The organism is Minwuia sp., assembly GCF_048007105.1.
GTDB lineage: Bacteria > Pseudomonadota > Alphaproteobacteria > Minwuiales > Minwuiaceae > Minwuia.
Genome location: NZ_CP180352.1, coordinates 2,340,023 through 2,360,409, shown reverse-complemented (window position 1 = coordinate 2,360,409; position 20,387 = coordinate 2,340,023). Strand labels below are relative to the sequence as shown.

At 65.7% G+C, this 20,387-nt stretch carries 21 protein-coding genes; 13 read left to right on the top strand and 8 right to left on the bottom strand.

Features of this window, described 5'->3' with window-relative positions; translation table 11 throughout:
* Positions 1–19 precede the first annotated feature (19 nt).
* Genes ACMVY4_RS11470 through ACMVY4_RS11460 form a run of 3 tightly spaced genes read left to right on the top strand, consistent with a single transcriptional unit; the run spans position 20 to position 3,606 of the window.
* Positions 20–883 carry a hypothetical protein gene (locus tag ACMVY4_RS11470; RefSeq protein WP_416896163.1) on the top strand — a complete coding sequence of 288 codons (864 nt, stop codon included), beginning with the start codon at positions 20–22 and terminating at the stop codon, positions 881–883.
* Positions 880–2,160: a hypothetical protein gene (locus ACMVY4_RS11465; protein ID WP_416896162.1), complete on the top strand. Its 1,281-nt coding sequence runs from the start codon at positions 880–882 to the stop codon at positions 2,158–2,160. The genes ACMVY4_RS11470 and ACMVY4_RS11465 overlap by 4 nt, the downstream gene beginning before the upstream one ends.
* Before the next feature lie 9 nt (positions 2,161–2,169).
* The gene (locus ACMVY4_RS11460) at positions 2,170–3,606 is read left to right on the top strand and encodes a hypothetical protein (protein ID WP_416896161.1); all 1,437 of its coding nucleotides are present in this window, start codon (positions 2,170–2,172) and stop codon (positions 3,604–3,606) included.
* Positions 3,607–3,664: 58 nt separating this feature from the next.
* Here the strand turns inward: ACMVY4_RS11460 and ACMVY4_RS11455 are convergent, their stop codons facing one another.
* The gene (locus tag ACMVY4_RS11455) at positions 3,665–3,898 is read right to left on the bottom strand and encodes a DUF1127 domain-containing protein (RefSeq protein ID WP_416896160.1); all 234 of its coding nucleotides are present in this window, start codon (positions 3,896–3,898) and stop codon (positions 3,665–3,667) included.
* Positions 3,899–4,073: 175 nt separating this feature from the next.
* Between ACMVY4_RS11455 and gcvA the strand changes: the two genes are divergently transcribed.
* The 3 genes from gcvA (at position 4,074) to ACMVY4_RS11440 (ending at position 7,193) form a co-directional block, all read left to right on the top strand.
* Positions 4,074–4,982 carry a transcriptional regulator GcvA gene (gene gcvA, locus ACMVY4_RS11450; protein ID WP_416900304.1) on the top strand — a complete coding sequence of 303 codons (909 nt, stop codon included), beginning with the start codon at positions 4,074–4,076 and terminating at the stop codon, positions 4,980–4,982.
* A 67-nt stretch (positions 4,983–5,049) separates the two neighbouring features.
* On the top strand, positions 5,050–6,474 hold the full coding sequence (locus tag ACMVY4_RS11445) for a sigma-54-dependent transcriptional regulator (RefSeq protein WP_416896159.1): 1,425 nt from the start codon (positions 5,050–5,052) through the stop codon (positions 6,472–6,474).
* Positions 6,475–6,551: 77 nt separating this feature from the next.
* A complete protein-coding gene (locus ACMVY4_RS11440) occupies positions 6,552–7,193 on the top strand; it encodes a hypothetical protein (RefSeq protein ID WP_416896158.1) in 642 nt (213 codons plus the stop codon).
* A gap of 6 nt (positions 7,194–7,199) precedes the next feature.
* On the opposite strand, the gene ACMVY4_RS11435 is transcribed toward ACMVY4_RS11440, so the two are convergent.
* Positions 7,200–8,615: a pyridoxal phosphate-dependent decarboxylase family protein gene (locus ACMVY4_RS11435; RefSeq protein WP_416896157.1), complete on the bottom strand. Its 1,416-nt coding sequence runs from the start codon at positions 8,613–8,615 to the stop codon at positions 7,200–7,202.
* Between the two features lie 90 nt (positions 8,616–8,705).
* Between ACMVY4_RS11435 and trxB the strand changes: the two genes are divergently transcribed.
* Together trxB and ACMVY4_RS11425 are read left to right on the top strand one after the other, a co-directional pair.
* Positions 8,706–9,668 carry a thioredoxin-disulfide reductase gene (gene trxB, locus ACMVY4_RS11430; protein WP_416896156.1) on the top strand — a complete coding sequence of 321 codons (963 nt, stop codon included), beginning with the start codon at positions 8,706–8,708 and terminating at the stop codon, positions 9,666–9,668.
* A 62-nt stretch (positions 9,669–9,730) separates the two neighbouring features.
* A complete protein-coding gene (locus ACMVY4_RS11425) occupies positions 9,731–10,621 on the top strand; it encodes a LysR family transcriptional regulator (RefSeq protein ID WP_416896155.1) in 891 nt (296 codons plus the stop codon).
* A 289-nt stretch (positions 10,622–10,910) separates the two neighbouring features.
* Here the strand turns inward: ACMVY4_RS11425 and ACMVY4_RS11420 are convergent, their stop codons facing one another.
* On the bottom strand, positions 10,911–12,083 hold the full coding sequence (locus ACMVY4_RS11420) for a pyridoxal phosphate-dependent aminotransferase (RefSeq protein WP_416896154.1): 1,173 nt from the start codon (positions 12,081–12,083) through the stop codon (positions 10,911–10,913).
* A 95-nt stretch (positions 12,084–12,178) separates the two neighbouring features.
* Here ACMVY4_RS11420 and ACMVY4_RS11415 point away from each other — a divergent pair, with 95 nt between their 5' ends.
* Genes ACMVY4_RS11415 through ACMVY4_RS11405 form a run of 3 tightly spaced genes read left to right on the top strand, consistent with a single transcriptional unit; the run spans position 12,179 to position 15,045 of the window.
* The gene (locus ACMVY4_RS11415) at positions 12,179–13,039 is read left to right on the top strand and encodes an SDR family oxidoreductase (RefSeq protein WP_416896153.1); all 861 of its coding nucleotides are present in this window, start codon (positions 12,179–12,181) and stop codon (positions 13,037–13,039) included.
* Positions 13,040–13,048: 9 nt separating this feature from the next.
* Positions 13,049–13,858: a GNAT family N-acetyltransferase gene (locus ACMVY4_RS11410; protein ID WP_416896152.1), complete on the top strand. Its 810-nt coding sequence runs from the start codon at positions 13,049–13,051 to the stop codon at positions 13,856–13,858.
* Positions 13,855–15,045: an MFS transporter gene (locus ACMVY4_RS11405; RefSeq protein WP_416896151.1), complete on the top strand. Its 1,191-nt coding sequence runs from the start codon at positions 13,855–13,857 to the stop codon at positions 15,043–15,045. The genes ACMVY4_RS11410 and ACMVY4_RS11405 overlap by 4 nt, the downstream gene beginning before the upstream one ends.
* Here ACMVY4_RS11405 and ACMVY4_RS11400 read toward each other — a convergent pair.
* Positions 15,008–15,211, bottom strand: a complete 204-nt coding sequence (locus tag ACMVY4_RS11400) for a DUF1289 domain-containing protein (RefSeq protein WP_416900303.1) — start codon at positions 15,209–15,211, stop codon at positions 15,008–15,010. The two genes, ACMVY4_RS11405 and ACMVY4_RS11400, sit on opposite strands and share 38 nt — an antisense overlap.
* 62 nt (positions 15,212–15,273) lie before the next feature.
* Positions 15,274–16,836 carry a hypothetical protein gene (locus tag ACMVY4_RS11395; protein ID WP_416896150.1) on the bottom strand — a complete coding sequence of 521 codons (1,563 nt, stop codon included), beginning with the start codon at positions 16,834–16,836 and terminating at the stop codon, positions 15,274–15,276.
* 76 nt (positions 16,837–16,912) lie between these two features.
* Here ACMVY4_RS11395 and ACMVY4_RS11390 point away from each other — a divergent pair, with 76 nt between their 5' ends.
* Positions 16,913–17,839 (top strand): SMP-30/gluconolactonase/LRE family protein, encoded by a 927-nt coding sequence (locus tag ACMVY4_RS11390; protein WP_416896149.1) that lies wholly within the window; start codon positions 16,913–16,915, stop codon positions 17,837–17,839.
* Between the two features lie 3 nt (positions 17,840–17,842).
* On the opposite strand, the gene ACMVY4_RS11385 is transcribed toward ACMVY4_RS11390, so the two are convergent.
* The 3 genes from ACMVY4_RS11385 to ACMVY4_RS11375 are packed head-to-tail and all read right to left on the bottom strand — an operon-like array spanning position 17,843 to position 19,820.
* Positions 17,843–18,463: a TPM domain-containing protein gene (locus ACMVY4_RS11385; RefSeq protein WP_416896148.1), complete on the bottom strand. Its 621-nt coding sequence runs from the start codon at positions 18,461–18,463 to the stop codon at positions 17,843–17,845.
* Positions 18,463–19,212: a TPM domain-containing protein gene (locus tag ACMVY4_RS11380; RefSeq protein WP_416896147.1), complete on the bottom strand. Its 750-nt coding sequence runs from the start codon at positions 19,210–19,212 to the stop codon at positions 18,463–18,465. Before ACMVY4_RS11380 ends, ACMVY4_RS11385 begins: the two co-directional genes overlap by 1 nt.
* A complete protein-coding gene (locus ACMVY4_RS11375) occupies positions 19,212–19,820 on the bottom strand; it encodes a LemA family protein (RefSeq protein ID WP_416900302.1) in 609 nt (202 codons plus the stop codon). The genes ACMVY4_RS11380 and ACMVY4_RS11375 overlap by 1 nt, the downstream gene beginning before the upstream one ends.
* Positions 19,821–20,071: 251 nt before the next feature.
* Here ACMVY4_RS11375 and ACMVY4_RS11370 point away from each other — a divergent pair, with 251 nt between their 5' ends.
* Positions 20,072–20,383: a hypothetical protein gene (locus ACMVY4_RS11370; RefSeq protein ID WP_416896146.1), complete on the top strand. Its 312-nt coding sequence runs from the start codon at positions 20,072–20,074 to the stop codon at positions 20,381–20,383.
* The last annotated feature ends 4 nt before the right edge of the window (positions 20,384–20,387 follow it).

Here is a 20,387-nt window from a genome sequence, read left to right as displayed (position 1 = left end):
GCGCCAAGGAGGACATGAGATGAGCCAAGTCAGCGTATTCCTGCTGGGCGGATGCCTGCTGCACGGCCCCGTCAACGCGCGGGCCAATTCCAGCGGCGGACGCATAAACAATGTCAGGCTCGTCTCCCGCGGCAACCTTCCGCCGACCTACACCTTCGACGAGATGATCCAGGTGGTCGAACTGCTCCGCAACGAGAGCCGGATGGACAAGACGGTGCGGTTCATCCACGGCATTGCAGACGATTTCGAGCCCAAGCCCGGCGCGGGCACGCTCGAGGCGGTCGATGTCGTGCTGCTCGAACCGGCGACACCCTATGAGCTCAAGTTCCACGGCTGCAGCATTCACCGGGCCTGCCTCTTCGATCTCGTGAACCCGATCAAGGCGATCAATGTCGACCTCGCCCGCCTGACCAGCGCCTGGTACAACCGCGGCATCATCAAGCATGACGACGAATTCCGGCTCGAGGCCGCAGAGAAGCTGTCGGATGCCCTGCCCGATGACTTCCCGAACCGCGACCTGGTCAGGGAACTGCTGAACGACACGGTCATGGTCGAGGGTGACGTGATGGCCGGTCTGCGGCGGATGCAGGAACTGATCGACCGGCCGATGGGCATTCTGACCTTCATCAACCAGTACATGCCGGACGGACGCCCGGTCTCCTGGCCCGCGAATTTCCGCGAGGACGTCCTCAACGCGGCCAACACGCTCGGCATACCTGTGCTGGAGCCCTACGAACTTGTCGGCGAGTACGGGGTCGAGCGGGCCCTGAAGGAGGATCTCCGACACTACCGCGACGATTTCATGCCGGTCGTGGCCGACTCCATCGAGGAGTTCGCGGTCGGGATCGCAAGTCCGGAAACCGCCGAGGCGCGGTCCGCGTGAGCGAAAGCCCACCGCGGATCGAGGAATCGGCTGCCGTCAACTTCGACGACAGGATCGAGCAGTTGATCGGCAGTCTGACAATGCCGGAAAGCGGCCGTCATAACATGCCCCAGGGCCAGGTCTCGCTCCGGGACTATCCGTTTCCCTTCAAGGGTGTGGTCTCCGTGACAGCCGGTGTCACCGGCATGACCGCCCGCGCCTGCCGCACGTTCCTGAACTACTTTGCGAGAGAAGGCGACGACGCACCGGCGGCGGAGCTGGAGGTCTCGGCCGCCTTCGGTTTCGACACGGAGACAGACCGCCTCAGCTTCGGCCATCGCGATGGCGGAAGCGGTTCCCCGGAGGCCGAGGAAGAACAGGTCGCCGAACTGGTGCGGTGCGGCGCGCTCGACACGATCCGCTGTGTCTCCGGCCACCGCGACTGGGAACGCGCACAGGAGCGTCTGCAGGTTCTCGGCCTCTCGCCGCGCATCGCCATCGACACCCCGTCCGGCCTGCCCGGCGCAAGCTTCCGGTCGGACGACAGCCTGCTCGAACGCTACAAGTTCGGCGACCATCTGGACTACCGGATCAAGCCGGACTTCCGGAACAAGCTGCACGCCTATCTTTGGGAGCAGTGGGCGCATGAAGCGCATGCCGGGCAGACGGAACTGGTGGCCCGGTTCAACAGGACGATCCAGACGCCCGTCGGCGGCGAAGATGCTACCCTGCCCTTCAAGCGCTACGCGGGACCCATGCGGGGCACCGCCACCACCCTGCCGGCGCTGCTGAACGCCCACGATCTCGACTGGCTCGTCTACTGGCGGGGCGCCGCCCTGGTCGATTTCGAACCGGCCCTTTGGTCGATTGTCGGCAGAACCCCGGACCGCGACGAGACCCGGAACATCGACGACCCTCTGGCGGACTATCACCAACGGGCCTGCTGGACCGACATCGAGAACCGTCAGGCGAAGGGAGAGTTGCTGGTCATGCCCCCTCACCGGCTGCTCGGCTGGCTGAGGCTTCGCCAGGTCCTGAAGCTCGAGGTCGAACGCGCCGAAGACCGCTGGACCGTCCGCATGGCCTGCGACCCGGCGGACACGGACTACAGCGCACTGGCCGAGAACGGCTTCGACGGTCTCGCTCTTGTCGTGCCTTCCGATGCGCCCGAGATCGAGGTCCTGCCGCAGGGCGCCGACCATCCGATCGAGATGATCCGGGAGAAGGACCCGACCCTTGTCAATCTCGACTGCCTCTACCGGACGTGGCGGCCGCTGCGTTCCGGCCTGACCGGATAGGCGGCGCCGATGACCGACTTCCTCGATCCGCCTGCGCTGCTTCACGACCTGACCGTCGACGAGTTCAACGGCGGTCGCGCCACCGCCGGCGGCGTCAGCGTGCGGGACTTCCCGTTTCCCTACCGCGCCGGCTTCGCCATCAGCAATGACTGCGACAGCTTCGGGCGCGCGGCCTTCGAGGACTGGCACGCGGTCCTGAACGGTTCGGGAACCATCGGAGGACGCGACGGTCTGAACCTCGAGATCGGCGACAGCTACTGGGGCTGGATCGGCCATGTCGTACCCGATGGCATGGGACTCCATGATCACTACCCGGACGACGAGCCGCGCAAGGATTCAGCGAATCTGGCGCGCATCGTCGAACTCGGGCAGGCCGGATGGCTCGACACGATGCATTCGCTCGGCAACTGGCGGCTGGGTCCCGGCGGCGCGCCCGTGGACATGGCCCGGGATCAGGTGGTCTATCTGCTCGACCGGCTCGACAGTCTGGGGCTTTATCCCAACGTCCTGGTCAACCATTCCGCATCGCCGAGCAATGTCGGCGGCCCCTGGGGCTGGTACCAGGGCGCGGACGATCCGGAACATCCGCTCTACTGTCTCGATCTGCTGAAGTCGTTCGGGTTCCGCTTCCACTGGCTGGACGTCTTCACCATCTTCGACGGCTTCGGGTCCGATCTGCAGCTCGAGAGCCGCCGTGAGGTGCGCCAGCGGCTGCATCAGTTCAACTGGGGTCCCTGGCTACGGCGGCGGAAGCCCGAAGGCGGGATCGCGCCGGTCGTGCTCGGCGCAAACGACGCCGAGATTCGCCAGAACCTGATCGGTTTCCTGAATCGCACCCTGATGCACGTCGAAGGGCGCGACGGCACGCCGATCCTGGCCTTCAAGCGACAGCGCGGCTGGGATCAGCCGGTGATGGACGGGTTCCCGGTCCAGGTGACCGAAGCCGATCTCGACATGCTGGAACGCCGGCGCGGCGCGGCCATCATCTACCAGCATTTCGGTTTGAGCGCCGCGCGCGGGCGCTGGCCGTCGCCCCACGCACCAAAGCGGACGGCGACTGCACCGCCGGTGCTCGACGAACACGCCTACGACCGCTTCCGCGAACTCTCCGACCGTCACAGGAACGGCCGGATCCTCGTCGCAACAACCGGACGGCTGCTGCAATATCTGCACCTCAGAGACCGGCTGGACTTCGGCATCGACCGAAGTGACGAGCGCTGGGTCCTTCATGTCCACGGAATCGATTGCCCGGTCTCGGGACACCGAAAAGTCGAAGCTGCGGAGATCAACGGTCTGAGTTTCTGCGTGCCCGCCGACGCGCCGGAAATCGCAGTCGAGATCGCCGGCGCTTCACGAGAGTTCCCTTTCCGACGGCAAGCCGATCCCGACAGTCCGGACCGGACTGTCCTGTTCCTGCCCTGGTCCCAGCTGGAGTGGCCCAACTAGGCCCCAACGAAAAGGGCCGCCCCGGGGGGCGGCCCTTTCCATTTCGGTCCGGTGCGGATCAGCGCTGGCGGCGCGTCGGGTCGCCGACATTGTGCGCCACCGAGGTCAGCTCGGCGCGGCCGAGGCCGATGTCGCGGAGCGTGCGGGCGTCCAGGGCCGCAAGCTGCGCCAGCCGTCCGCGCTCCGCGTAGAAGTCGCCGATGGCGTGAATGCGGGCCGAGATCCAGTCGCCGATACTGCCGGGAACGCTGTTCCGGGCCGCAATCCGATGATCATAGGTCTGGTAGGCCATCTTCCTGTTCCTTTCACGGCAAGAATTGTTTGCCTCTGCAACTTTCCGGGGGCTGTGTGCTCCCGCCTTTCGATGACTTGGATTTGGGGCGTTGCTGCGATGCAGCAAGCGACTTAAACTTGTCTTTCGGAATACCAAAAGTATATCGGGTTCATGAGACGCAGAACTCCCTCCACTGAACGCCCTGCGCGCCTTCGAAGCCGCCGCCCGCCACGAGAGTTTCAAGGCTGCGGCGGAGGAACTTTCGGTCACGCCGGCCGCTGTCGGACACCAGATCCGGACACTGGAGGACTACCTGGGCGTCGAACTGTTCACCCGGCTGAACCGCTCGGTCGAACTCACCGACCGCGCGCGGCGCGTCCTTCCCGGCCTCACGGCCGCCTTCGATTCGATGGTCGACACGCTCGCCATCCTCGACGACCCCGACGAGAGCCACGTGATCAACGTCTCGACGGTGCCGTCCTTCGCGGTGAAATGGCTGATACCGCGGCTGGAACGCTTCAACCGGTCCTATCCCGACTACGATGTCCGGATTTCGGCGTCCGTGGACCTTGCCGACTTCCGCCGCGACCACATCGACTGCTCGATCCGCTTCGGCCGCGGCATCTATCCGGGCCTGAAGGTCTGGAAGATTCTCGACGACACCATCCTGCCCGCCGCCAGCCCGAGCCTTCTGGAACAGCAGGGGCCGGCGGAAAGCCCGGCCGATCTGGCGCGGTTTGCGCTGGTCCACGACGATTCGCTCCGCTTCGACCCGATGACGCCGGACTGGCGGGCCTGGCTGACCGCCGCCGGCGTGGACGACATCGTCGACTGGCGCCGCGGCGCGCATTTCTCCTTCGCCGACCACGCCCTGCAGGCGGCGATCGACGGGGTCGGCATCGTGCTGGCCCGGCGTTCGATCGCGGAACAGGACATCGCCGACGGCCGGCTGGTGCCGCTTTTCGCGACGGAGCAGCCGCTGACCATGTCCTACTGGTTCGCCACCGTCCCGGAAAAGGCCGAGCAACCGCGCATCGTCGCTTTCCGCGACTGGATGCTGGCGGAGGCTGCAGAGGAGCGCGGCGTCACACACGGCGGCTAATCTGTTTGCATTTTGCAAGGGGCGATGATTCACTCGGGTGGCGGGTGTGTTCTAACGGGGAGAGTCGATGACTGCCGGCGAACGCCAGCCCGTCCTGCTGGTTGAAGACAGCCGCTCGCTGGCGCGTGCCTACGAGCTGTATCTCGAGAAGGAGCCCTACGACCTGACGCTGGCCGAGACCGGCCGCCAGGCGCTGGAGGCATTGGATGCGCACGAGTTCGAGGCCGTGCTGCTGGATCTGCGGCTGCCCGACATGGACGGCATGGAAATCCTGGAACGGCTGCACCGGCAGCCGAGCGCGCCGCGGGTCGTCGTGATCACCGCGCACGGCTCGATCAACGTGGCCGTCGAGGCGATGCGGCTCGGCGCCTTCGATTTTCTGGTGAAGCCGTTCAACAACGAGCGGCTGATCGGCGCCCTGCGCAGCGCGCTGAAGGCCGGACGCAGCCAGGACATCGCGCCGGAAGGCGATGCCGGGGAGCCGGAATCGGACGAACGATTCTACAGCTTCATCGGCGCGTCGGGCGCCATGCATACCGTCTACAAGACCATCCGCATGGCTGCGCCCAGCAAGGCGACGGTGTTCGTCGTCGGCGAATCAGGCACGGGCAAGGAACTGGCGGCCGAGGCGGTTCACGCTGCCAGCCCCAGATCGAAGGGCCCGATGGTCGCCATCAACTGCGCCGCGATCCCCAAGGGCCTGATCGAAAGCGAGATCTTCGGTCATGTCCGCGGCTCCTTCACCGGCGCCGTGCAGGACCGCGAAGGCGCCGCCGCCCGCGCCCATGGCGGCACGCTGTTTCTGGACGAGATCTGCGAAATGGATCTGGACCTGCAGACCAAGCTGCTGCGGTTCGTCCAGACAGGGGCTTTCGAACGCGTCGGCGACAATCGTTCACGCAGTGTCGATGTCCGCTTCGTCTGCGCCACCAACAAGGATCCGATGGAGGCCGTACAGCAGGGACGTTTCCGCGAGGACCTGTTCTACCGCCTGCACGTGATCCCGGTGCAGATGCCTCCGCTGCGCGAGCGGGGCGACGACATCATGCTGATCGCGACCAACTTCCTGGCCCAGTACACCAAGGAAGAGAAGAAGTCCTTCTCGGGATTTTCAGCCGAAGCCGCGGCCGCGCTGCAGGCGCACCGCTGGCCGGGCAATATCCGCGAACTGCAGAACGTCATCCGCTCGATCACGGTGCTCTATGACGGCGACCGGGTCGAACTGGACATGCTGCCGCCCAACATCAATGCCGGCTACGGTCCGGGTGTCGGGGCTGCGCCTTCCGTTACTCCGTCGGCGCAGCCGGAAGCCGCGCCAGCGCCGCCACGTCCGAAGACCGAAGCCGACATCCGGCCGCTGGAAACGGTGGAGCGGGAAGCGATCGAGGACGCCATCGGCATCTGCCACGGCAACATCGCCAAGGCCGCTTCGCTGCTGGGCGTCAGCCCTTCGACGATCTACCGGAAGAAGCAGGCCTGGGAAAACGGCTGATCCGCTCCGGCGCCTCCCGTGTAAAACCCGACGGATGCACTATGTGATGGTGCAACCCAACGCGATGGAGGTTTGGCATGCCCCGGAAGAAGGACGTCACCGGCGCCTGCATGGATGCGGCGCTGTCACTGGCCGCCATCGGCGGCTGGAACAACGTCACGCTCTACGACATCGCCACCGAGGCCGGAATAGAGGTCGGTGAGGCCGCAAAAGCCATCGGCGGGCGCAATGGCGCGCTGAGACACCTCACCACGCGCGCCGACGAAGCCATGCTGGCCGCCGTCGACGAGGACTGGGGCGAGGAATCGGTCCGCGACCGGCTCTTCGCGCTGCTGATGGCCCGTTTCGACTTCCTGAAGACCCGCCGGGAAGGCCTGCGGGCTGTTCTCGCCGGCCTGCCCGGCGACCCCGCCGTGGCCGTGATGACGGCCGCTGGTCCAGGCCTGAAGTCGATGCGTCTAGCGCTGGAAGCCGCCGGCGTCACGTCCGCCGGGCTGCAGGGGCGGCTCAGGGCGCGGGCGCTTGGCCTGGCCTACGCCTCGGTGATGCGGACCTTCCTCGACGACGACAGCGACGACCTCTCCCGCACCATGGCGGCGCTGGACCGCCAGCTCGGCCGGCTGCAGAACATGGCCGAACGCTTCCGGTTCGGCCGGCGGCGGCTGCGCGGCGAAGCCGGGAATGGTGGCGAGCCTGAGTCCGACACGCTGGAGGGCTGACGGCGCTCAGAGCGCCCGGGCGGTCCGGCGGATCAGGTCCCAGGCGGCATCGACATGCCGCGCCTTGGTCCGTGTCTGGCCGATGGAAATGCGGATGGCGTAGCGGTCGCGGACGCGGTTCGGCGTGAAATACGCCTCTCCCGACGCATTCAGCGTATTGAGAAGCCGCTCGTTCAGCGCATCGGTCTCCGCCTCGCTTGCCGAACCCGCAGGCCGGAACCGGAAGTTGAGCAGGGAGAGAACGCGCGGCGCCACCAGTTCGAAATCCCGCTCCGCGGCGATTTTCGCCTCCAACTCCTCCGCCAGGGCGATATGACGGCGCAGGAAGGCCTGCAATCCCTCGATGCCGTAGCTGCGGATCACGAACCACAGTTTGAGCGCACGGAACCGCCGCCCGAGCGGCACCCCCCAATCACGGTAGTCGATCACCTGCCCGGCCTCCGGTCCGGCGTAGTAGGAGGCGTCGATGGCGAAGGTGCGGATCAGCGCCTCCGGATCGCGGACGAAATGGGCGGCGCAGTCGAAATTGGTCAGCAGCCACTTGTGCGGATTGAAGACAAGGCTGTCGATGGTCTCCTGCCCTTCCAGCATCCAGCGGTATTCCGGCAGGATCAGCGCCGAGCCGGCCCAGGCGGCGTCGACATGGAAGAAGACGCCGTAGCGGCGGCAGATCTCGCCCATGGCCGCCAGATCGTCGATGGCGCCGACACCGGTCGCGCCGAGCGAGGCGACCGCGCAGGCAGGCTTCCGCCCGGCGGCGATATCGGCCTGGATGGCTTTCTCCAGCTCTGCAGGGATGATCGCGAAGGTGTCGTCCGTGGCGATCTTGCGGACGTTCCGGCGGCCATAGCCGGCAATCTTAGCGCCCTTCTCGGTGGCCGTATGGGTCTGGTCCGAACAATAGGCGACCAGTTCCGGGCCACCGGTCAGTCCGGCCTCGTTGGCCTCAAAGCCCGTCGCCTTCTCCCGCGCCGTCAGCAGCGCCGCCAGGATCGCACCGGAGGCCGAATCCTGGATCACGCCGGTAAAGCCCTCTTCCAGCCCGATCATCTGGCGCAACCAGTCGAGGACCCGCGTTTCCATTTCGGTGGCCGCCGGCGAGGTCTGCCACATCATGCATTGCGCCCCGATAGTGGCGGTCAGCATCTCCGCCAGCACCGAGGGCGGGCTGGAATTGGCGGGGAAGTAGGCGAAGAAGGAGGGATGCTGCCAATGGGTCACGCCCGGCAGCACATCGCGGGCGAAATCCGCCATGATCCGCTGCACCGGCTCGCCGGCCGCAGGCGCGCTGGCGGACAGCTTCCCGGCGACCTCTCCGGGATGGGTCTGGGCGCGCACGGGATACTGTTCGATGCCCGCCAGATAGTCGGTCATCCAATCCACCATCTGATGCGCATGGCTGCGGAATTCATCCAGATCCATCACTTTCCCTCCGTCGGTCGGGCGCGAACTTGACATGCGGGGGCGTTAGACGAAATAGGTTGCTCTTTCCGGGCAAGGAGGCGGGCGGACATGGCGGAGACGATTTCGACGAAGGTGCTGATCATCGGCTCCGGCCCTGCGGGCTGCACGGCCGCGGTCTATGCGGCGCGCGCCGGCCTGGAGCCCGTCATGGTCCATGGCATCCAGCCCGGCGGCCAGCTCACCATCACCACCGATGTCGAGAATTACCCCGGCTTCGCCGATGTCATCCAGGGCCCATGGCTGATGGAGCAGATGGAGAAGCAGGCGTCCAATGTCGGGACCCGCATCATCAACGACATCATCGGCGACATCGACCTGGACAAGCGCCCCTTCGTGGCGACAGGGGACGGCGGCGACACCTATGTCGCCGACAGCGTGATCGTGGCCACCGGCGCCTCGGCCAAGTGGCTCGGTCTGCCCAGCGAGCAGAAGTTCCAGGGATTCGGCGTCTCGGCCTGCGCGACCTGCGACGGCTTCTTCTATCGCGGCAAGGAGGTCTGCGTCATCGGCGGCGGCAACACTGCTGCCGAGGAGGCGCTGTTCCTGACCAATTTCGCAACGAAGGTCTGGCTGATCCACCGTCGCGACGAACTCAGGGCCGAGCACATCCTGACGAAGCGGGTTCTCGCACACGACAAGATCGAACCGCTCTGGGATCACGTCCTGGACGAAGTCGTGGGCGATGCCGATCCGCTGGGCGTCACCGCGGTCCGGGTGCGCAACGTCAAGACCGGCGCCATCCGCAATATCCCGATGCACGGCGTCTTCGTCGCCATCGGACACGACCCGAACACCTCGCTGTTCAAGGGAAAGGTCGAGATGGACGCAGAGGGCTATATCGAGACCCGGCCCGGAACGACATCGACCAGCGTGCCGGGCCTGTTCGCCTGCGGCGACGTCCAGGACCGCATCTACCGGCAGGCCGTGACCGCCGCCGGGACCGGCTGCATGGCCGCTCTGGAAGCCGAGAAGTTCCTCGCCGAATCGGAGATGGCCGACGCCGCCGACTAGGCGCGGATTTCCGCTGTCGCCTTTTCTCTTGTCGATTCGATCCGGGCGGATATTTTCGTCGGATGGATTGGGACAAACTGCGCATTTTTCATACAGTCGCTGATGCCGGAAGCTTCACTCACGCTGGTGAACTGCTGAATCTGAGCCAGTCGGCTGTGAGCCGTCAGGTCAGCGCTCTCGAAGACAGCCTGCGGACAACCCTGTTTCGCCGCCACGCGCGCGGACTGATTCTCACCGAACAGGGCGAACTGCTCTACAAGACCGCCCGCGAGGTCTTCTCGAAGCTCGCCATGGCCGAGGCCATGCTGACGGACGCCAAGGAGAAGCCCCGCGGCGACCTGACCGTATCGACCACGGTGGGCCTGGGGTCCATGTGGCTGACGCCACGCATCCGCGAGTTCATCGAAGCCTATCCCGACATTTCAGTCCATCTGGTGCTGACCGACGGCGAGGTCGACCTGACGATGCGAGAAGCCGATATCGCCCTGAAGCTCTGGCCGCCGACCCAGCCCGACCTGATCCAGCGCAAGCTGATGGCCGTGAACTTCCACCTCTATGCGTCGCCGGAATACATCAAGCGGCGCGGATCGCCGAAGCGGCAGGAGGACCTCGACCGCCACGCCCTGATCACCTATGGCGACGACAACATCAGCCCGGTGCGCGCCGGCAACTGGCTGATGGATCTCGGCGCCTCGCCCGACAAGCCGCGCGAGCCGGTGCTGACCGTGAACAATGTCTATGGCCTGCTGCAGGCCGTGGAGAGCGGCCTCGGGATCGCCACCCTGCCTGATTACATCGTGCAGGATCACAGCAAGGCCGTCCGCGTGCTCGACGACATCGCCGGACCGAGTTTCGACACCTTCTTCGTCTATCCGGAGGAGCTCAGAAACTCCAAGCGCATCGCGGTATTCAGGGATTTCCTGATTCGAAAGGTCAACGAGACACAATTCTGACCGATGCAATATTGATACAGGTCACATTCATTCGAATTCTGAAACAAGTTTCACGTTAAAAATCAATACCTTATAGGCATGCATGAGACGCATGGGTAATTTGTGCCTGTGCCACTTTATTTCACGTCCCATGAGTCCTACATCTCCAGTCATGAGATGTTGCGTTGCAACATCGACGGGCAACTCCGGCGCCTCCCTGTCGTGATTTGTCCGACGTCTCTTGAGACGTGAAGCCTCCCTGTTAGACTCGGCGGGTTCTTCGGAACCCGCCATTTTTATGTCTGCGGGGTCAGGCGTTGTCGGTCAGCCACGCACCGATACGGTCCATCGCCTCTTCGATGTTCTCCAGCGAGTTCGCGTAGGAAAAGCGCAGATACCCTTCGCCCAGGATGCCGAAGCTGGTGCCTGCGATCGCAGCCACGCCGGCCTCTTCCAGCAGACGGTTCTGCAGCGCCCCCGAACTCAGGCCCGTGCCACTGATGTTCGGGAAGGCGTAGAAGGCGCCCAGCGGCGTGACGCAGGAAACGCCGGGAAGCTGGTTGAGCCGTTGGACGATGAAACTGCGGCGGCGGTCGAACGCCTCGACCATTGAGGCCACAGCGTCCTGCGGCCCTTCCAGCGCCTCGATGCCGGCATACTGGGTCGCGGCATTGACGCAGGAATGGGTGTTCACGGCCAGCTTTGCCGCCAGCGGCGCCAACTTCGACGGCCACAGCCCCCAGCCCAGACGCCAGCCGGTCATGGCGTAGGTCTTCGACCAGCCGTCCAGCACGATCAGGCGGTCCCGGATGGACGGATAGTCCAGCAGGGTCACGTGATCGAGCCCTTCATAGGTCATGCAGGAATAGATCTCGTCGGACATGATGGCGACGTCGGGGTGCTTCTCGAGACCGGCCACAAGGGCGTCAATCTCGCTGCGCGGCACCACGCCGCCGGTCGGGTTGGCCGGCGAGTTCAGGATGATCAGCCGTGTGCGTTCGTTGATCTGCCCCAGCACCTCATCGGCGGAGAAGGCGAAGCCGGCGCTTTCGTGCAGCTTGATCGGAACGGCCTTCGCGCCTGAAAACTCGATCATCGAGCGATAGATCGGGAATCCGGGATCCGGATAAAGGATCTCGGCGCCCGGCTCGCCGAAGATCAGCATGGCGAAGGCCATCGTTACCTTGCCGCCCGGCACGCAGACGATCAGGTCGGGATCGACCTCGTGGCCATAGCGGCGGTGGATATCGGCGGCGACGGCACCGCGCAGCTGGGGGATGCCGTTCGCAGGCGTGTAACCGTGATGGCCGTCCGCCAGCGCCTTGCGCCCGGCCTCGACGACATTCTCCGGCGTCGGGAAGTCGGGCTGGCCGATACCGAGATTGATGATCGAGCGGCCCTGCGCCGCCAGCGCGTTTGCCTTCGCCAGCACCTCGAACGCCGTTTCGGTCCCGAGATGGCTCATCCGTTCGGCCAGAATCATCGCGTTCCCCCCTCGTCTCTGGTCCGGATTCAATAGTGGCTTCCCAAGCGGGCCGCAATTGTGGTCATTGAAGTCAAAGAACAAGGGAGGACAGGATGCAGGATCTGCAGGACAAGATCGCCTTCGTTACCGGCGGCGCCAGCGGCATCGGATTCGCCATCGCGCGGGCGCTGATCGACAGGGGCGCGCGGGTCATGCTCGCCGATATCGATGAGGAAAGGCTGGCCCAGGCCAGGGCCGAACTCGGCCAGGCCTCGGAGACGGTGGTCTGCAACGTCGCCAGCAACACAAGCGTCGAGGACGCGGCCCAGGCCACCATCGACGCCTTCGGCAAGGTCCATATCGTCGTCAACAATGCCGGCGTCGGCCTGGGCGGCAAGCCGGGCGACGCGACCATCGAGGACTGGCGCTGGATCGTCGACATCAACTTGATGGGCGTGGTCCACGGCGTCGAGACTTTCACGAAGCTGATCCGCGAGCACGGCGAAGGCGGTCACATCGTCAACACGGCATCCATGGCCGGACACTGGGCGAACGAGAACATGGGCCCGTACTGCGCCACCAAGTTCGCCGTCGTCGGATATTCCGAGTGCCTCCGCCAGGCTCTGGCCCCGGAGAATATCGGCGTCTCGATCCTCTGCCCGGGCTGGGTGAAGACCGACATCGCCGGCAGCAGCGCCCGTCGTCCATCCGGGCCGGCCGGAACGCCGAACCCGCTGACGAACGCCGAGGATGTCGGTGGCGGTCAGCAGGTCACGGCCTCCGACCTGATCGCCCACGGCATGCCGCCCCACGTGCTGGCGGACTGGGTGATCGAGTGCATCCGCGACAACCGGCTCTACATCTTCAGCCACGCGATGATGGAGCCCGTGATCGACATGCGCCACGAAGCGATCAAGGCCGACTATGCCGCCGCCATCGCCAACGAGACGCTGACCAAGAACCAGACGAGCTAGGCCGCGCGGATGAGTTCAGGGCAGCGCTTTTTCGGCACACCCTCCCAGCAGGCGGTGACACGGCGTGCGGCTGCGCTCTGGTGCCTGGTGAAAGACGACCCGAGATACAGCACGCATGGGCGCGCCATCGGGCTCAATGCAAGGCTGTCCGACGATATCGAGTTGCACCTGGCGCTGGCCCGGCTTCAGGGGATCGGGCCGATCGACGATATCGCCGACGCCGACGCGGACATCCGAGACACCGAACTGCGCGAACTGGGACTGATCACGGACCGCTACGCTTACTGGCTGACCGGCGATACGTCGCTCAGAACCTGCGCCGATCTCGTCGCGGCGTTCCGTCTGCCAGACGATCTGGAACCGGAGTGGATAGATCCGGACACTCCGATCGACCGTCTTCATGATCTGGCCGAACTCCTCGCCGCCTGCGAGATGATGCTGCCGATGGAGAATGTGGTTCGCGGCATCGCCCTGCCATCCGTCTATGTCCTGCTGAAGGACCGCTCCGGACGCCCTGTTGCCCATGCCTCTTCGACACGTGCCCATCACCCGGACGCCCCGAATGGCGGCGAGGCGCACTGGGGCATGCTGGCCACATTGCCGGAGCGCCGGGGTCAGGGTCTGGCGGCCTATCTGGGCGCGCTCGCCATGGTGGAGATGAACCGCCGATACGGGTTCCGCTCGTTCGGGACCGGTATTCGGGAGGGCAACACACCCTCGGAAGCGCTCTGCACGCGTCTCGGGCTCGCCGCGACCGGCCGTTCGGTGCTGCTGGCCATCGACCCTGCTCTCCTCGACGGGGACAAGCTGACGAAGTGAGTGCGCCCGACCTCAGCCGGACGACCGGATCGCCGCTCGGCTGGTCGGTGCGGCTGTCGCTGTTCTACGCCGCGATCTTTCTGGTCGCCGGGGTATCGATGCCCTGGTTTCCGGTCTACTTGCAGTCGCGCGGCCTGTCGGCGGACCAGATAGGACTGATTCTCGCCATAGGCTTCTGGGTCAAGCCGCTGGCGAACCCCGTCGGCAGCCGCTGGGCCGATCTGTCAGGCGAGCGGCGCCGCCCCCTGATCGTGTTCCTGATCGGCGCGGGCGCAGCCTATGCGCTGTTCGCGGCCGGCGACGCCTTCTGGGCCTTCTTCCTCGCTGCGGTGCTGGCGTCCTGCTTCAACTCGCCGATCCTGCCGCTGGCAGACAATCTGACCATGACCGCCGCAGCCGAGCGCAATCTGGACTACGGCCGCGTGCGGCTCTGGGGCTCCGTGACATTCATCGGCGCGGTCTACGCCGCCGGATGGCTGCTGGAAGGCGCAGCCCCGTCGATCATCCTCTGGCTGATGGTGGGTGGCTACTGGCTGACCGCCATCGTCGCCGCGAACCTCCCCGATATCCGCTTCCCGAAGCCGCAGTTCCGAAGACGCAACCCCTTCGCCCTGATCGGGCACCCGGTCTTCGCGTTGTTCCTGCTGGCCTCGGGCCTGAACAGCGCCGCCCACGCCGTGCTCTACGGCTTCGGCTCGATCCACTGGCGCGCGGTCGGTCTGGACGACGTGCAGATCGGCATTCTCTGGGCTATCGGTGTGGTCGCCGAGATCGTACTGTTCTGGCTGTCGCGGCGCATCGTGGGACGGACCGGGCCGCTTCGCCTGATGCTGGCCGGCTGCGCCGCTGGCCTGCTGCGCTGGACCCTGACGGCGGGGGCCGAGGACTTCGCCGGACTGGCCCTGCTACAGGTCCTGCACGCGCTGACCTTCGGGGCAGCACACCTGGGCGCCATGCACTTCATCCAGCGCGCCGCGCCCGAAGGCATGTCCGCCACGGCGCAGGGCCTGTTCTCCGCTTTCGGCATGGGCCTGTTCATGGGGTTCGGCGCGCTGGCCGCCGGCTTCCTCTATGACGGGCTGGGCGGCAGCGCCTACTACGTCATGGCCATCGTGTCGGCAGTCTCGACGCTGGCCGCGCTGCTGCTGATCAGGCGCTGGGACGGGTCGCGGCTGACGCTCGGCTGACCGCCTGCTCACGGCGCGCGGCGCAATCCCTGACGATCTCCCTTCGCCGGTCATCCGAAGCGCGCATCCATTCGCCGATTTCCGCCATCGTCCGGTAGCAGCCGACGCAATGGCCCGAATTGCGGTCCAGATAGCAGACGGAGATGCATGGCGACGGTACGGTCATCGGGCAGGCCGGAATTCGTTCGGGACCGCCCACCTCCACCACGGCCAGCGCCGAAATGCAAGTCAGGCGGCAGTCCAGGGACCGATCTTCTCACCTCGGGCGTAGCGCATTTCCAGCTTGTCGAGCAGGTCGAGATCGCCGGCGGCATTGACCTGCGTGACGATGGTCTCGATGCCCTTCTCGCGCCAGGTACGGACCAGCGAACGGAGCAGGAAGGCCCCGTCCTTCTGCTTCGACAGTTCCTGCAGCCGCGGCGCATCGACCTCGATATAGGCATGGGCATCGCCTTCCCGGTGCCCCGTCGCGCCGACGGCGGCCTCGCCCTTGATGAAGGCATAGAAGTCCGGAACCACGATCCGCCACGCCGTGCCGCCGGCTTCTTCCAGCCAGCCGTCGCCGCGTCCCGTCAGATCGCCGCCCAGCTTCCGTTCGGGGCGCAGCAACAGCTTGCCGGCCGACACGTTGTGGCGGCGGATCAGTTGATCCACCTGCTTGCGGACCCCGCCATCGGCAAGGCTCTCGGAAGCGATGGAGACCAGCACGCGCAGTGAGACGGCCTTCCAGACCTTCCACTCGACCTGCTGTTCCAGGGCCTTGGCGAACGTCGCGATTTCCATCTCTTCCCGGAACCCCGGGGCATCGGCCAGGGCGGTCAGCATGGACGGCGCCAGCGGGCGGCCGTCGACGACAGGCATGGACTTGACTTGCCGCATGGCGACGGCGGATTTCCTGAGGCTGAGGACCGGCCGGCTCTCGACCATCATCTGTCCGGTCTTGACGGCCTTGCGGGCCGCACCAATCAGCTTGGCCACGCGGACCTTGGCTTCATCATGACGCGCACCCAGCCCGACACGGCGAAGGCCCGAGCTCAGACGGTCGCGGAGGCCGCTGCCCGAGAAGCTCAGCGTGGCCCGGATTTCTTCGGGGGAGATCGCCGAACCATCGGCGTCGATGCGCTCCGCCGCGACGGTTGCGGGATCGGAGATGATGCCCTGATCGGCGGCCATGCCTGATACCGCGGCCAGCATCTCGCCTTCGTCGGCGGCGGCGTCATGCAGGATGCCGTAGCGGGCATTTCCGAAGCGGGAGGTGGCCCTGGCGCCGCGGCGCTTCGCTTCCTGTTCGACCACGCGGCCGAACTCACGGTCGGCGAAATCGTCCAGCCCGCCGGCCACTTCAAGTGTCGTCATCGCCGCGCCGCCATCGGCCATGCCGGTCGCGGCCTGATCCAGAAACTCGTCGGCGCCGAGCTGACCGTCGGCATGGCGGGCGGCGTCTTCCTCTTCCCACCAGTCGGTCTCACCGGAAAGCCGGTAGACGTGAATGGTGATTCCGTCGCGCTCATGCGCTGAGCGCATACGTCCTACCAGCATGATCTCGCCGCCGTGGCCGTCGCCGCAGATCTTCGGCTCCTTGCCGCCCTGACGGGCGCCGACGATGACCTGCATCATCGCGTCGGCAATCGACGCAGGAAAGGCCTCGGCCACCGGTTTCCGCCAGTATTCGATCGCCGTGCGGCCGAAAATCCGCTCGGTCTCGCCCGACATCTCGTTGATGGTCATGTCACCCATGATGCGCATGGTGACGGAAGGTCGGCCCGTACCGATTGGCAGGCTGGCGTTCATGCTTCTGTTCCCGTAACCCGATCCTTCCGTATGCTGACCAGAAGTTGATCAAGGTTCCGTAAACGGGGAGGCGGACATGACGGATTTTCGCGTGGTCACAGAGGGATTGCGGTTCCCGGAAGGGCCGATCGCGTTGCCCGACGGCGACGTGCTGGTGGTGGAGATCGCGGCAGGGCGTCTGACCCGAGTGCACCCGGATGGCTCCAAGACCGTGGTCGCCCAGCCGGGCGGCGGACCGAACGGCGCCGCGATGGGCCCGGACGGCAAATGCTACGTCTGCAACAATGGCGGCTTCCGCATCTTCGAGCGCGACGGGCGGCTGTTCCCTCTCGATCAGCCCGACGACTATTCCGGCGGCCGGATCGAGCGCATCGACATCGAGACCGGCGAGGTCGAAGTGCTCTACACCCATTGCGACGGCGTCGCCCTGAAGGGGCCGAACGACATCGTCTTCGACAAGGAAGGCGGCTTCTGGTTCACCGACCACGGCAAGATGCGCAAGCGCGACCGCGACACGACGGGCGTCTACTACGCGCTGGCGGACGGTTCGAAGATCGTCGAGGCGATCTTCCCCTCGGACGGCCCCAACGGCATCGGCCTCTCGCCGGCCGAAGACGAACTCTATGTCGCAGAGACCCATACCGGGCGGCTCTGGGCCTATCCGCTGTCGGGGCCGGGGCAGCTCGCGTCGCCGAAAATGCCGATGCGCGGGCCGCAGGGCCGGCTGGTGGTCGGCCTGCCGGGCCATCAGCTGTTCGATTCGCTGGCCGTCGACGGCGCCGGCAACGTCTGCGTCGCGACCATCCACAATGGTGGCATCACGGTGGTTCCGCCGGATGGCAGCCATGTCAGCCACGTTCCGATGCCCGACGCGATCACCACCAACATCTGCTTCGGCGGCGAGGACCTGACGACCGCCTACATCACGCTGAGTTCGACCGGCAAGCTGGTGGCAATGGACTGGCCCCGCCCCGGCCTGGCGCTGAACTTCCTCAACAAGTAGCGCTCAGATCTCCACAAGACGGTCCGGCAGCTCGTTGGCGTTGCCGGGCGTCTTCGGGAAATGCTCTGCCAGCGGTGCGCCGCACTGACCGATGGCGTCGACAAAGGCATCGATGGTCTCGCCGCGCTTCATCTGCGCGGTGAAGCCGTCGACAACGGTCTGCCAGGTGGCCGGGTCGACTTTCGCATCGATGCCCTCGTCGGCGAGGATCTCGACATGGTGCTCGGCCATGGCGGCAAAGATCAGGATACCAGTGCGGCCTTCTGTCCGGTGCAGGCCCTGCTCAAGGAACTGCGCGCGCGCCAGCCGTTCGGCCCTGCGGCGCTTCACCGCCTCCGGAACCATCGCCATGCGCAGCGGCGTGATCTGAAGCAGAAGCATCAGCAGGGCAACGACGGCAACCTGCAACAGCGGCAGACAGAACACCGGCAGTCCTGACCAGAACGGAACCGCGACCGCACCGGCCAGCAAGCCGCCCAGCGCACTCCACATCATGGCGATGATGGCGTAGGGCTCGCACTGACGGGCGACGACGCAGACGATCTCGCCGGTGGTGCGGTTCTCGGCCTCGCGGATGGCGTCGGCGATTCGCTTGTGTTCGGTCTCGGAGAAAATGCCGTCCATCACCAGCCTCCCGAAGCGCCGCCGCCGCCGAAGCCGCCGCCACCCCCGCTGAATCCGCCGCCGCCGCTGCTGCCACCGCCGCCGAAACCGCCGGCAAAGCCGCCGGCCGATCCGCCGAGCAGAATACCGCGGCGACGCCGGCGGCGCCCGACCGCGCCATCCCGCCGGGAGAACGACCGCGCAAGAACGATGAAGACGAAGAACAGCAGGACCGGCAGGAAGGTCAGGAAGCTGTCCTCGGGACCCGGATCGTCCGAATAGGCGACCGGCTCGTAGGCGCCGTCGATGGCCGCGAGGATCGCGGTGACACCCGCCCGGATCCCGCCAGGCATGTTGCCGCTCCGGAACTGCGGCAGGATCTCGTTCTCGATGATCAGTTTCGCGGTCGCGTCAGGCAGATTGCCCTCCAGGCCGTAGCCGACCTCGATCCGGACCTTGCGTTCTTCCGGCGCGACGATGAGAAGGACGCCATTGTTTCGGCCTTCCTGGCCGATACCCCAGTGGCGACCGAGCCGGTAGCCGTAGTCGGCGATGTCGTGGCCTTCCAGCGAGGCGATGGTGGCGACCACGACCTGGTTGCTGGTTGCCTGCTCATGCGCCGCCAGCTGATCGGCGATCGCCGCCTCGGTTTCCGGACCCAGTATCCCGGCCTGATCGACCACCCGGCCGGACAGGGCGGGAAACTGCTGCGCGAGCGCCGGCAGCGCTGCGGCGAGCAGCAGGAAACAGAGAGCCGCCGCGCGGAGCATCAGAACTTGACGGCCGGCGCCTGATCCGCGCCCTCGGCGGCCTGGAAGCTTTCCTTCGGCCCGAGATCGCCATAGAGCAGGTTCGCCCAGATGATGCCGGGGAAAGTCCGGTACTCGGTGTTGAACAGGCGCACGGCCTCGATGTAGTCGCGGCGCGCCACGGCGATGCGGTTCTCTGTCCCCTCAAGCTGCGCCTGCAGGGTGACGAAGTTCTGGGAGCTCTTCAGTTCGGGATAGCGTTCGACCGTGACCAGCAGCCGCGACAGCGCGCTGGTCAGCTGACCCTGGGCGGCTTCGAACTGTTTCAGCAGATTCGGATCGTTGAGCGTCTCGGGCGTGATCTGGGCCGTGATCTGGGTGGCTTTCGCCCGCGCTTCGACAACCGAGGTCAGCACGTCCCGCTCCTGCGCCGCGAAGCCCTTCACGGTCTCGACGAGGTTGGGGATCAGGTCGGCCCGGCGCTGGTACTGGTTCTCCACCTGCGCCCAGGCGGCCTTGACCTGTTCGTCCAGCTTCGGGATTTCGTTGACGCCGCAGGCCGAAAGCAGCATCGCCATCGCCGCGGCCGCCAGCAGCCTGGCGGACCCGCCGCGCCATGTCCGGATCATCGTCAACGTCATCGGCGTTCTCCCTGTTCGCCTGTCGGCGGATATGGGCATTTCAGACGGCCCGGGGCAAGACCCCCGCAGGAAAGCATGGAGCCAGGACAAAACTGTGACCGGTTTCGCACCAGGCCCCTTTGCCAAAGTGCCGCATCTTCCCTTTACCGCTGTCGCCCCCATCTCGAAGAAAGATTGTCAGGCCGCCAATCCGACAAAGAATCAAAACAATCCCGAGCGGCCGGAAAGGAGCAACAATCATGCGGACCATTACAACCGGCCTGATTGCAGCTGCAGCTATCTTCTCTATCTGTTCGGCCGCCAGTGCGCAGATGTTGTGCAAGGAGCGGGCACAAGTTCTCGACAAACTGTCGAACAACTACAAGGAAGCGCCGGTCGCCATGGGCATCGCGTCCAACGGCGCCGTACTGGAAGTCCTGACCTCATCGGAAGGCGCCCAGACGTGGACCATCCTGATCACACAGCCCAACGGCATCAGCTGCGTCATGGCCACCGGCGAAGACTGGACCGATGTCGAGCGCGTCGCGCTGACCACCGATCCGGTCTCCTGACCGA